We start from the raw sequence: 12912 nt of genomic DNA, 5'->3' as shown, positions 1-12912 counted from the left end.
GTCTTCTGCGGTGTCGAAGTTCCCGACCGTATTGAAGCGGCTCGTCCTCGGACGTCCATTCCGGAGTGACCGCCTCTCGCATACGCTGCTGCCGAAGCGCATCGCGCTGCCGATTTTCGCGTCCGACGCGTTGTCGAGCGTCGCCTACGCGCCTGAGGAAATCTTTCTCACCCTCAGCGTCGCCGGTTTGTCGGCGTACGCGTTCGCGCCGTGGATCGGCGTCGCCGTCGCGCTCGTCATGCTGGTCGTGGTGGCGTCCTACCGGCAGAACGTGCACGCCTATCCCAGTGGCGGTGGCGACTACGAAGTCGCGAACACCAACCTGGGCGGTAAATTCGGCCTCACCGTGGCCAGCGCGCTGCTGGTCGACTACGTGCTCACCGTCGCGGTGTCGACGTCGTCCGGCGTGGCGAACATCGGCTCCGCCATTCCGTGGGTGGCGCAGCACAAGGTGATCGCCGCGGTCATCATCGTGGTCGTGCTGACCGCGCTGAATCTGCGCGGAGTTCGCGAATCGGGCAAAGCGTTCGCGATCCCGACCTACGGGTTCATCATCGGCATCCTCGGCATGGTGATCTGGGGCCTGATCGAGGCGGCCTCCGGCGCCGACATGCGCGCGGAAAGCGCCGACTTCCAGTTGCACGAAGAAGCCTCTTTGACCGGTTTCGCCTTCTTCTTCCTGCTGCTGCGCACGTTCTCCTCCGGTGCGGCGGCGCTGACCGGGGTCGAGGCGATCAGCAACGGTGTCCCGGCGTTCCAGAAGCCGAAATCGAAGAACGCCGCGACCACACTGCTGATGATGGGTGTGCTCGCGGTGACGATGCTGGTCGGCATCATCACGCTGGCGATCATCACCGACGTCAAATTCGCCGAGCACCCGGAGACGCAGCTCACCGGCACTCCGGCCGGCTACGAGCAGAAGACGATCGTCGCGCAGATCGCGCAGGCGGTGTTCGCCGACTTCACCCCCGCGTTCTACTACATCTCCTTCGCCACCGGCATCATCCTGCTGCTGGCCGCGAACACCGCGTTCAACGGTTTCCCGGTGCTCGGTTCGATCCTCGCGCAGGACCGTTACCTGCCGCGCCAGCTGCACACCCGCGGCGACCGGCTGGCCTTCTCCAACGGCATCCTGTTCCTGTCGGCGTTCGCGCTGGTGCTGATCATCGCGTTCGACGCCGAGGTCACCAAGCTCATCCAGCTCTACATCGTGGGTGTGTTCGTCTCGTTCACGGTGAGCCAGGCGGGCATGATCCGGCACTGGAACCGGCTGCTGGCCAGGGAGACCGATCCGGCGGTGCGGCGGCGGATGCGGCGTTCGCAGACGGTCAACGCGATCGGCCTCACCATGACCGGCACCGTGCTGATCATCGTGCTGGTGACGAAGTTCCTCCTCGGCGCCTGGATCGCGATCGCGGCCATGGTGGCGATCTACGTGCTGATGACCGCGATCCGGAAGCACTACGACCGGGTCGCCGAGGAATTGCGCGAAATGGACCGGAAACCGGCCGTATTGCCTTCGCGCAACCACGCGATCGTGCTGATTTCGAAACTGCACCTGCCGACCCTGCGCGCGGTCTCCTACGCCAAGGCGGTGCGGCCGGACGTCCTCGAAGCCGTCACGGTGAACGTCGACGACGTCGAGACCCGCAAACTCGTCCAGGAATGGGACGACCACAATTTCAAGGTGCCGCTGAAGGTGATCGAATCGCCGTATCGCGAGATCACGAAACCGGTGCTGGACTACGTGAAACGCGTCCGCGGCGACAATCCGCGCAACGTGGTGACCGTGTTCATCCCCGAGTACGTGGTCGGGCACTGGTGGGAGCAGGTGCTGCACAACCAGAGCGCGCTGCGGCTGAAGGGACGTCTCCTGTTCCAGCCCGGCGTCATGGTGACCAGCGTGCCGTGGCAGCTCGAATCGTCGGAAAAGGCGATCAAACGCGACCGGAAGGCCCGCCCGGCGGCCGGTGACGTGCGGCGCGGGTTCACCCCGGTCGTCAAGCAACCCGAGAAAACTAAGGACAAAGCAGAATGAGTGTGGACGCGTCGACCGGCACCTGGCTCGGACGAACGATCGAGTTGGAGGTCGGCGCGGTCGCGCACGGCGGGCACTGCGTCGCGCGGACGGAGGGCCGGGTCGTGTTCGTCCGGCACGCGCTGCCCGGCGAGCGGGTCCTGGCCTCGATCACCGAGGACAAGGGCGGCTCGTTCTGCCGCGCCGACGCGATCGAGGTCCTGCAGGCATCGCCCGAACGCGTGGAGCCGCCGTGCCCGCTCGCGGCGCCGGGGGAGTGCGGCGGCTGCGACTGGCAGCACGCCACGCCCAAGCATCAGCGTGAACTCAAGGCCGCCGTCGTCATGGAGCAGCTGAAGCGGCTCGCCGGGATCGAGCGCGACGTCGTCGTCGAAGCGCTCGACGGTGGCCCGCTGGACTGGCGCAGCCGGGTGCGGCTCGTCGCAGGCAAGGACGGCAAGGCGGGCTTCCGGGCGCACCACAGCCATCGCGTGATCCCGATCGACGACTGCCCGATCACCGTCCCCGGCGCGCTGGACGACGTCGTGTCGCGTAACTGGCGGCCCGGCAGCGAAATCGAGGTCACCAAGGACGGCGAGGGGCAAGTGCACCTTCGCGACCTTTCGACGGTCCACGGGAAGACCCGGTCACGACAGCTGGCAGGTGGCATCGCGGTGCAGCACGCCGCCGGCCGCGACTGGCGTCTGGACGCCCACGGCTTCTGGCAGGTCCACCCGGCCGCCGCGGACGCGCTCGCCGCCGTTGTCGCGGAATGGGCGGAGGCGCCGCGCGACGGCGTGGCCTGGGACCTGTACGCCGGCGTCGGCCTCTTCGCGTCCGTGCTCGCTTCGCAGGTCGGCCCGCGCGGACGGGTCCTGGCCATCGAATCCGGCCGGCGTGCCGTCGCCGACGGCGAGGAGAACCTGGCCGACCTCCCGCAGGTCCGCTGGCGCTCCGGCCGCGTCGAGCACCTGCTGGCCGACGCGCCCAAACCGGTGGACGTCGTCGTCCTCGACCCGCCGCGCAAGGGCGCGGGCAAGGCGGTCGTGGAGTCCATTGTGGAGGGATCCCCTGACCGGATCGTCTACGTGGCGTGCGACCCGGCCGCTTTGGCGCGCGACATCGCGCTGTTCAAGGAGCACGGATACGGGCTGGTGGATCTGCGCGCTTTCGACGCTTTCCCGATGACCCACCACGTCGAATGTGTTGCGTTGTTGCAATAATTCCGGATTTGTAATCCGTCGGAATGGAGTGGCTTCGTTCGGCTTGTCCGGGTGTCGTCGTGCTCGCTAACTTGAGCCTCGTGTTCACGAGGTAATTCGGGTACTTCGGGCACTTCTCCTTCGACGCGAACGGATTTCCGGACAATGGATTATCTTACTTCGGTATGTGGTGATTGCGACGGAAAAGGCTGTGTCGGCTGCGACGGGCACGGCACGATCACCATCGTGGAGGACTGACCGAGTGGAACCGTTGATGCTTCCTCCGGGAGTCACCGCCCAGGAGATCAGCTACCGCAACGGCCGGAGACAAGTCATCTACACGGCGCCGTACCAGTCCGAAGGGCCGGTCCTCGTGCGGGACGCGATGGGCAGGCAGGCATGGATGTTCATGTACGCCCATTTCGTCTTCACCTGGGTGGAAGGCGCGGTCCGCGTCCAGGTCAGTCACGGAACCCTGAGCGGGCCGAAAATGCCGCTGTGGTCCGGAATCAGGATTCCCGCCTACTGGTCGGGTCCGGCGCTGGCCGAGTTCGGCAGAGCTTGGGCGCTAGAGCAGATCACCGGTGATCGGGGGACTCCGGCCACTGTTCTGATCTGAGATTTCGGGCGATGGGCATGCCGAGGAGCCCGTCGCCGGTGCGGTCGGCGGGCTCCTCGGAAACAGGGGTCAGGTCACGACGCGGTGGAGGGTGTTGCGCCGTGGCACCTGTAGTGGGTCGAGGTATTGGGGCGGCACGAATTCCGGTCTCCCCTCCGGAGCCATCCGGACCTGCCAGTCACCGTGATGGATGAGCCGGTGGTGGAAGGAACAGAGCAGGACCAGGTTCCGCAGGTCGGTCGGGCCGCCGTCGGCCCAGTGCCGAATATGGTGGGCGTGACAGTGCTTCGGCGCTCGATGGCAACCGGGGAAGGCGCAGCCGCCGTCGCGGATGTTCAGGGCCCGGCGTTGGCCGGGAGTGACGAAGCGTTTCATCCGCCCTACATCGAGGGGTTCCCCGCAGGTGCCCAGCACCACCGGGATCATCAGGCAGTCGCAGGCGGCCAGCCGGGCTTCGCGGGCGCTGATCCGGCCGACGAAGTCGAGGCACGCGGTCCCGAGGCCGGTCTTCAGGTCGTCGAGCCCGACGGTCACGTGCACCAGCGTGCGGTAGCCGGAGGTCGCCGGTTGGTCGGGGCAGGCGATGGCGAGGTCGAGTAGTTCGGCCCACGCGTCGCCCCGGCGTTGGGGCAGGGTGCGATGGTCGGCCTGACCGAACTCGTCGACCGGCCGCTTCGCCGCATAGGCGTCGAGCGCGGCCGCGGTGCGGGCGCCGGTCTCGGGGTCGAGCAGGCCGGAGAGCTTCCAGAAGCCGTCTTTGCGGCGCTCGACGAACACCTCGCGGCGCGGCGGGGCGGGCTCGGGGTCTTTCGGCTCGTTCCCGTCGGGGTCGAGGTGTGCGAGCAGATCGGCTCCGGCCTCGGCGATCTGTTTTGGTCCGGCGTCCCGGGCGAGGTTGGCGAGGATCTTCTCCGCCCCGGCTCGGTCCTCCACGGGCACGTCGGATGGGATCTTGCGCAGGATCTCCAGGATCAGGTCGATGTGCTGCTCCCCGAGCGCGCCGTCCTCGGCCGCGGCGGCGGTCGCGGGCGCGAACACGGCACCCTCACCACCGACGCCCGACGTGGCGTTCAGGGCCAAGGCCCGGTTCACCATGTCTTGTGCGTCGCCTCGGGAGATCCGGGCGACTTCGGCGAACCACGATGCCGCGCTCCCGTGGCCGAACAGGTCTTCCGCACCCCGCGACTCGATCTCCGCCAGGTGCTTTCCCAGACTGGCGGAGGCCACCCTCATGACCTGCAGCAGGTGCGTCACGCCGTGGGCAAGCTCTACCTTGCCGGCGCGCCACAACTCCTGCGGCAGTTCGGGAATGGTCGTCTCGGGCACATCTCCATATTACCGAAAATCGCCATGGGAATCATTCGTGATTTCAAGCGACAACGGTAATTGCACATTTGCCACTGATGGGTGATTCGGGCGCTGTGCGTCGTGACGCTCACGACACCCAAGATCAGCGCTTCAGCGTAAAAGTGAAGTCCCCGGAAACCTTCCCCCGCAACCGCACCGCCGAAACCACCTTCCCCTCCTCGATCAGCCTCTCGACCTCACCCCGCGAAAGACCGCACCCTTCGGCGATCAGCCGCACGGGCCGAAGCGGAATCCGGGCCTCGAAACGAACCGAGACATCGCGAAAGTCCCCATGACACAAGGAACCGGTATCGAGCTGCCAGGCGCCCTCCCAATCAAGGGAGACGTGGTTACGGCGGAGCACGGCCGGATCCTGGAGCAGTTCGGCGGCCAGGCCGAGGTCGTTCTCGTGCAGCCGCTCCAGCAGGTCGGGCCGGACGGAGCGCACGTTCACCCGCTCCAGAATGGTGAGTTTCGCGGTGTCCCCGCACGCGACACAGTGCACGAGGAGCCAGACGTCGATGAGTTTGTGGTTGGCGTTGACGCGGAATTTGCCGTTCGCCCGGAAACGCCCGGACCCGCAGGCATGGCAACGGCGGAGGACGACTGGCAGGCAGGTGGGAACGACCACCCAGTTTTCGAGCATGGGAAGTACACCCGTTCAGTGAGAAGTCCGCAGCAAAAGGAAGCGCGGCGCGAAAGGCGCGACGCGCGACGAAATCAGCGCTCGGGAGGTCTCACAGGGTGTACAACGGCAGGCCTTCGGATCGGCGACGTGGTCCGGCAGCACGGTAATGGCCCGACGGCGGCCGCTCCACCGGTTTTCGGGCAAGAAGAAGGCCCCCTGGCCGAAACCAGGGGGCCGAACGAGTGAGTGCTAGGAGCGCGCGTCCTCCTTCAGCATGTCCGCGCACTTCTCACCGATCGCCATCGTCGTGATGCACGGGTTCACCGCGACCAGGAACGGCATCGCCGAACCGTCGGCGACTCGCAGACCTTCGACGCCGCGCACGCGCAGCCGGGCGTCCAGGACGGCCATCGGGTCGCCGTCGCCGCCCATTTTCGCGGTGCACGAGGGGTGATAGACCGTGTTGTGGGTCTTGCGCAGGTAGTCCGCGATCTCGTCGTCGGTCTTGACGTCCTTGCCGGGCGCCAGTTCCGTGCCCGCCCATTCGTCCAGCGCGGGCTGTTCGGCGATCTTGCGCGCCAGTTTGATCCCGTAGGTCATCACGCGCATGTCGTGCTCGTCGGTGAAGTACCGCGGGTCCACCTTCGGCTTGTCCCGGTAGTCGCGGCTGCGCAGCCGCACGGTCCCGGTCGACCGCGAACGCGTGACGTTCGGGGTCAGGCAGAAGCCGTTCTCCGTGGTGGGATAGCCCTGCCGGAGGGTGTTCATGTCGAACGGCACCGAGCCGTAGTGGAACATCAGGTCCGGCCGGTCGAGGCCTTCCTCCGTGGTGGTGAAGATGCCGATCTCCCACCATTGCGTGGATTCGGTCGTCATCGGCTGCAGCGCGTCCCACTGGATGACGCCTTCGGGGTGATCCTGCAGGTTCTCGCCGACGCCGGGGGAGTCCACCAGTACGTCCACGCCGACCTCGCGCAGATGCTCGGCCGGGCCGATTCCCGACAGCATCAGGAGCTTCGGCGTGTCGATCGCACCCGACGAGAGAATCACCTCGCGCCGCGCGCGCAGCTGGACGCCGTGAATCAGGTCGTCGGCCAGGTATTCCGCGCCGGTGCAGCGTTTGCCGTCGAAGAGCAGCCGCCGGACGCGGGCACCGGTGATGATCTCCAGATTCGGCCGCTTGCCGATGATCGGGTGCAGGTACGACACCGAGGCCGACGACCGCGTGCCGTCCTCGCGCGCGTTGATCTGGAACCAGTTCGCCCCGTGCGTCACGGTCTTGCCCGAGTTGAACTCCGTCCTCGGGATCCCCGCCTGCTCGCACGCCTGCAGCAGCGCGACACCGGTCGGGTCGTTCGGCGGCACCGAGCGGATGGTCACCGGACCCGAGCGGCCATGGTGGTCGCCGGGGCCGTCGTTGGTCTCAAGACGTTGGTACAGCGGGAAGATGTCCTTCGCGGCCCAGCCGGGCAGGCCGAGCGACGACCATTCGTCGAGGTCTTCCGCCGGCGCCCAGAACGCGATGCACGAGTTGTGCGACGAGCAGCCGCCGAGCACCCGCGCGCGGGCGTGGCGCAGGAACGAGTTGCCGGATTCCTGCGGCTCCACCAGGTAGTCCCAGTCGTAGCCGGATTCCAGCAGGGCCATCCACTTCGTCAGTTCCAGCACCGCCGGATCGTCCACATCGGACGGTCCGGCTTCCAGGAGGGCGACCGTGACGTCCGGGTCTTCCGAGAGTCTCGCCGCGACCACCGAACCCGCCGTCCCGCCGCCGACGACGATGTAGTCGAACTCTCCGGTCACTGTGCTGCCTCCTCGGGATGTGCTTCCGCGGCGTGATCGGCCAGGACGCCGCTCTTGTGCCGCAGGACGAACCAGTAATACGCGAAACCGACGACCGCCACCGCGCCGACGAACAGCACGGCCCCCCATTCGAGGTACCAGTGATAGGGCTCGGTCGCGTTGTAGACCGCACGCCGCGGCCAGGCCAGGTTCACCACGATCGCGCCGCCCCACAGCACGCCGAGGATGTTGACCGGCAACCCCAGTTTGCCGAGGGAGAAGTACTGGGTGCCTTTCCCTTTCGGCGGGGGCCACTGCCCGCGCAGCCGCTTGACCAGCATCGGGACGGTGACCAGCAGGTACGCCAGGTAGATCATGATGATGCCGATACTGGTGATCACCGTGAAGATCTGCGGCTGGCCGACGTTGACCACCAGGATCAGGACCGCGATCACACCGGACACGATCGCGGGGATCACCGGCGTCTTGGTCTTCGGCGACACCCTCGCCAAGTGCTTCCCGGCCGGGAGGTTGTTGTCGCGGCCCATCGCGAACATCATCCGGATCGACGCCGACTGCACGGCCAGGTTGCACACCGTGATGGCCACGACCACCGCGAGCAGGAAGATCGTGCCGATCGTGCTGCCGAGGACGTCGAGCACGATGAACTGCAGCCCGCCGGTGGCGATCTCCGGGTTGTTGATGTCACCGACCGCCATCAGCGCCAGCAGCAGGATCAGCCCGCCGATGACGAACGAAGCGATCAGCGCGCGCAGGATCGCCTTGGGCGCGTTCTTGCGTGGGTCGTGCGACTCCTCGCCGAGCGAGCTGGCGGTGTCGAAGCCGTACATGACGTAGGTCGACGCGAGTGAAGCGACCAGGAATGCTCCGAAATATCCCCACGGCTGGTCGGCGCCGGTGTTGTTGGTCTGCATGACGACCTCGGGACCGCGCGTGATGTTCACCGCGAGCGCGACGATCAGCAGGACCGCGGCGATCAGCTCGATGAACACCCCGGCGCTGTTGATCCGCGCCATCAGCTTGACGCCCCAGGCGTTCACCAGCGTGGTGAACAGGATCAGGACGGTACCGAGGATGACCGCGTTCACCGCGCTGTCGCCGGAGAAGGAGAAGAACGACGAGATCTGGGGGAGCGTGATCTGGTAAGCGAGCGCGACGGCGGCGATGCTGACGATCGACGCGGTGAGCATCATCCACCCGGCCATCCAGGCGACGTGCGGGCTGCCGAGCCGTTTCGACCAGTTGTAGATCGACCCGGCCACCGGATAGTGCGCCGCCAGTTCGGCGAACGACAGCGCCACCATCAGCTGGCCGATGAACACCATCGGCCAAGACCACCAGTACGCCGGTCCGCCGAAGCTGAAGCCGAAGTAGAACAGCTGGAAGGTGCCCGTCAGGATCGAGATGTAGCTGATCCCGGCGGCGAAGGTGTGGAAATTGCCGAGCGTTCTTTCGAGTTCCTGTTTGTAGCCGAAACCGGCCAAGCCGTCGTCGGAAGGATTGCTCATCGGCAATGTTCCCCTCTTTAGTTGGACGCGGGCTCCCCGGAGAACCAGCGCTGTGGAGCGGGCCGGAGGTTCTGGTAGATGTGCTTCGCCTCCGTGTATTCGGCGAGCCCGGTCGGGCCGAGTTCGCGCCCGAAGCCGGACTGCTTGTAGCCGCCCCATTCCGCCTGCGGCAGATACGGGTGGAAGTCGTTGATCCAGATCGTGCCGTGCCGCAGCCGGTTCGCGACCCGCTGCGCGCGGGAGGCGTCCGAGGTGAACACCGCACCGGCGAGGCCGTAGTGGGTGTCGTTGGCGATGCGGACGGCGTCGTCCTCGTCGGTGAACGTCTCGACGGTGAGCACTGGGCCGAACGACTCGTCGACGACGGCGCTGCTGCCCTGCTTCACGTTGTCGAGGATGGTCGGCAGGTAGTAGTGCCCCTTCGCGAGCTCGCGATCGTCGGGGCGTTTGCCGCCGGTGCGCAGGACGGCGCCCTCTTCGAGCGCCGCGGCGACGTAGCGTTCGATCTTTTCCAGATGGGCGGCCGAGATCAGCGGACCGGTTTCAGCCTTCGGGTCGAAAGGTCCACCCAGTCGGATCAGTTCGGCGCGGCGGACGAGTTCGTCGACGAATTCGTCGTGCCACTCCTCCTGGACGATCAGGCGCGCGCCCGCCGAGCAGACCTGCCCGGAGTGCAGGAACACCGCGGTCAGCGCGTAGTCGACGGCGGTGTCGAAATCCGAGTCGGCGAACACGACGTTCGGGTTCTTGCCGCCCAGTTCCAGCGCGACCTTCTTGACGGTCGCGGCCGCGGAGGCGGCGATGATCTTGCCGGTCGCGAGGCCACCGGTGAACGACACGAGGTCGACGTCGGGGTGCTCCGAGAGCGGTGCTCCGGCCTGCGCGCCGGCGCCGAGCACGAGGTTCGCGACGCCGCCGGGGAGACCGGCCTCGGTCAGCAGCTTCATCAGCATGATCGAGGTGTGCGGGGTCAGCTCGCTGGGCTTGAGGACGAAGGTGTTGCCCGCCGCGAGCGCCGGGGCGACCTTCCAGATGGTCTGCAGGAGCGGGTAGTTCCACGGCGTGATCAGCCCGCAGACGCCGACCGGCTCGTGCACGATCCGGCTGAACGCGTCCGGGTTGCCGGTGTCGACCACACGGCCCGCGTCGTTCGCGGCGAGCTTGCCGAAGTAACGCAGGCACGCGGCGATGTCGGCCATGTCGTATTCGCTCTCGACCAGCCGTTTCCCGGTGTCGAGCGATTCGGCACGGGCGAAGGCGGCGGCGTCGCGGTCGAGCAGGTCGGCGGCCTTCAGCAGCAGATCACCGCGTTGCGGGGCGGGCGTTTGCGGCCAGGGACCGGTGTCGAACGCCTTCCGCGCGGCGGCGATGGCCGCTTCGGTGTCCTCACGGGTGCCCTCGGCGACCTCCGCGACCAGCGACCCGTCGGCGGGACAGCGGATTTCCCGGCGACCACCGCCGACCGCGTCGACCCACTCGCCACCGATGAAAAAGTCCGCCATCAAGCCCTCCGAACCGGCTCCTGCTCAACCGTCGATCAGCGATTATCGCGGCCACGCGACGTGACCGCTACTTGGCAAAAGAGACCATGTTCACACCCTTGGGTGTCGAGTGGTGATTTTCTGACATGTGACCCGTGACGCGGCGGACGGAAGACTCTCAGGCGACCTCCGTAGACTGGTCGGAACGGCGGAAGAGGAACCAGGCGAGGTGGGAGAGTGACGTTGCTCGAGTCCGTGCACGGACCGGCCGACTTGAAGCGGATGAACCAGGACCAGCTCGGCGAGCTGGCCGCGGAGATCCGGGACTTCCTCGTCGAGAAGGTGCGGCTCGCCGGTGGTCACCTCGGCCCGAACCTGGGTGTGGTCGAGCTGACCATGGCGCTGCACCGCGTCTTCGATTCGCCGGACGACGCGATCGTGTGGGACGTCGGCCACCAGGCGTACGTGCACAAGATCGTCACCGGTCGTCATGACGGCTTCGGCAAGCTGCGCCAGCTCGGCGGCCTCACCGGCTACCCGGCGCGCTGCGAGAGCGAGCACGACCTCGTCGAGAACAGCCACGCCTCGACCGCGCTGTCCTATGTGGACGGTCTGGCGAAGGCGTTCGAACTCGAAGGCGGCGGCAGGCACGCGATCGCCGTCGTCGGCGACGGCGCGCTGACCGGCGGCATGTGCTGGGAGGCGCTCAACAACATCGCCGCGAACCCGCGCCGCCCGGTCGTCATCGTCATCAACGACAACGGCCGCTCGTACTCGCCGACCATCGGCGGCGTCGCGGACCACCTCGCGTCGCTGCGGCTCAAGCCGGGCTACGAGCGCGTGCTGGACCGCGGCAAGGAGCTGCTGCGGCACACGCCCGTCGTCGGCAAGCCGATCTACGCGGCGCTGCACGCGGCGAAGGCGGGCCTCAAGGACGCGCTGAGCCCGCAGATGATGTTCTCCGACCTCGGCCTCAAGTACCTCGGCCCGGTCGACGGGCACGACCTCGCCGCGCTGGAGAAGGCGTTCCAGAGCGCCCGTGACTTCGGCGGCGCGGTCATCGTGCACGTCGTCACCGAGAAGGGGCACGGCTACGAGCCCGCGGTCACCAACCAGGCCGACCAGATGCACCAGACCGACCCGATCGACCCGGAAACCGGCCTGCCGCCGGTCAAGGGCCCGAGCTGGACCGGGGTCTTCGCCGACGAAATGGTCAAGATCGGCGCCGACCGCGAGGACGTCGTCGCGATCACCGCGGCCATGCTGCGCTCGACCGGGCTGCACAAGTTCGCCGAGGCGTACCCGGACCGCTGGTACGACGTCGGGATCGCCGAGCAGCACGCGGTGACCTCGGCCGCCGGGCTCGCGATGGGCGGCAAGCACCCCGTGGTCGCCGTCTACTCGACCTTCCTGAACCGGGCTTTCGACCAGGTTCTGATGGACGTCGCGCTGCACCGCCAGCCGGTGACGCTGGTACTGGACCGCGCGGGCATCACCGGCCCGGACGGCCCCAGCCACCACGGCATGTGGGACCTGTCGCTGCTGGGCATGGTGCCCGGGATGCGGGTCGCCGCTCCGCGTGACGCCGGAACCCTGCGCGAGGAACTGCGGGAGGCCGTCGCGGTCGAGGACGGGCCGACGGCGCTGCGGTTCTCCAAGGGCGGCGTGATCGACTCGGTGCCCGCCGTGGAACGCGTCGGCACGGTGGACGTGCTGCGCAAGCCCGCCGGCGACGCCGACGTCCTGCTCGTCGCGGTGGGCGCGTTCGCGATGCTCGGGCTCGCCGCCGCGGACCGGCTGGCCGACCAGGGCATCGGCGTGACCGTGGTGGACCCGCGCTGGGTCGTCCCGGCCCCGGCCGAACTGGTGGCGCTGGCCGAGCAGCACAAGCTCGTCGTGACCGTCGAGGACAGCGGGCGGCACGGTGGCTTCGGCTCCGCGCTGGCGGCGCTGTTCCGCGACGCCGAATGCGACGTGCCGCTGCGCGATCTCGCGGTGCCGCAGGTGTTCCACGACCACGGTTCGCGCGAGGAGGTGCTGGCCCGCGTCGGGCTCACCGCGCAGGATGTGGCGCGGCGGGTGACCGAATGGTCGGCGAAGCTCGCGAGCCGGACTCCGGCGCCGGAGGACACGCGCCGCTGAGCCTGGCAGTTGATCGCAAGTCCGTGAAGGCCTCCTTCCCTACCTTCACGGACTACACGATCACCACCCGCGGCCTCAGCGATAACACCAGTCGCAGCAGTCACAGCGACCGCGCGTGAAGGACCCCTTCCCTCGGCTCAGCCGAGGAAACTCGACTTTCACACC

At 67.5% G+C, this 12912-nt stretch carries 9 protein-coding genes; 4 read left to right on the top strand and 5 right to left on the bottom strand.

From position 1 onward, the window contains the following. The first annotated feature begins 10 nt into the window (after positions 1–10). The 3 genes from AVR91_RS31360 (at position 11) to AVR91_RS31350 (ending at position 3838) form a co-directional block, all read left to right on the top strand. Positions 11–2038: an APC family permease gene (locus AVR91_RS31360; protein WP_016332963.1), complete on the top strand. Its 2028-nt coding sequence runs from the start codon at positions 11–13 to the stop codon at positions 2036–2038. Beyond that, positions 2035–3240, top strand: a complete 1206-nt coding sequence (locus AVR91_RS31355; protein ID WP_063274507.1) for a class I SAM-dependent RNA methyltransferase — start codon at positions 2035–2037, stop codon at positions 3238–3240. The genes AVR91_RS31360 and AVR91_RS31355 overlap by 4 nt, the downstream gene beginning before the upstream one ends. A gap of 253 nt (positions 3241–3493) precedes the next feature. Beyond that, the gene (locus AVR91_RS31350) at positions 3494–3838 is read left to right on the top strand and encodes a hypothetical protein (protein ID WP_228709397.1); all 345 of its coding nucleotides are present in this window, start codon (positions 3494–3496) and stop codon (positions 3836–3838) included. 69 nt (positions 3839–3907) lie between these two features. Here the strand turns inward: AVR91_RS31350 and AVR91_RS31345 are convergent, their stop codons facing one another. From AVR91_RS31345 to AVR91_RS31325, 5 genes are all read right to left on the bottom strand, one after another. Then, positions 3908–5164, bottom strand: coding sequence for an HNH endonuclease signature motif containing protein (locus AVR91_RS31345; protein ID WP_063274505.1), 1257 nt, complete (start codon positions 5162–5164; stop codon positions 3908–3910). A 124-nt stretch (positions 5165–5288) separates the two neighbouring features. Then, positions 5289–5831: a DUF1062 domain-containing protein gene (locus AVR91_RS31340; RefSeq protein WP_063274504.1), complete on the bottom strand. Its 543-nt coding sequence runs from the start codon at positions 5829–5831 to the stop codon at positions 5289–5291. A gap of 231 nt (positions 5832–6062) precedes the next feature. Then, positions 6063–7616, bottom strand: coding sequence for a GMC family oxidoreductase (locus tag AVR91_RS31335; RefSeq protein ID WP_063274503.1), 1554 nt, complete (start codon positions 7614–7616; stop codon positions 6063–6065). Next, positions 7613–9124 carry an APC family permease gene (locus AVR91_RS31330; protein ID WP_063274502.1) on the bottom strand — a complete coding sequence of 504 codons (1512 nt, stop codon included), beginning with the start codon at positions 9122–9124 and terminating at the stop codon, positions 7613–7615. Before AVR91_RS31330 ends, AVR91_RS31335 begins: the two co-directional genes overlap by 4 nt. A 17-nt stretch (positions 9125–9141) precedes the next feature. Continuing rightward, positions 9142–10626, bottom strand: a complete 1485-nt coding sequence (locus tag AVR91_RS31325) for an aldehyde dehydrogenase family protein (protein WP_016332969.1) — start codon at positions 10624–10626, stop codon at positions 9142–9144. A 216-nt stretch (positions 10627–10842) separates the two neighbouring features. On the opposite strand from AVR91_RS31325, the gene dxs reads away from it, so the two are divergent. Further along, entirely contained in the window at positions 10843–12747 is a 1905-nt protein-coding gene (dxs, locus tag AVR91_RS31320; protein WP_016332970.1) for a 1-deoxy-D-xylulose-5-phosphate synthase, read from the top strand. Positions 12748–12912: the final 165 nt, after the last annotated feature.

This window comes from Amycolatopsis keratiniphila subsp. keratiniphila (assembly GCF_001620365.2).
Lineage (GTDB): Bacteria > Actinomycetota > Actinomycetes > Mycobacteriales > Pseudonocardiaceae > Amycolatopsis > Amycolatopsis keratiniphila.
This window is presented reverse-complemented; position numbering and strand designations above follow the sequence as displayed.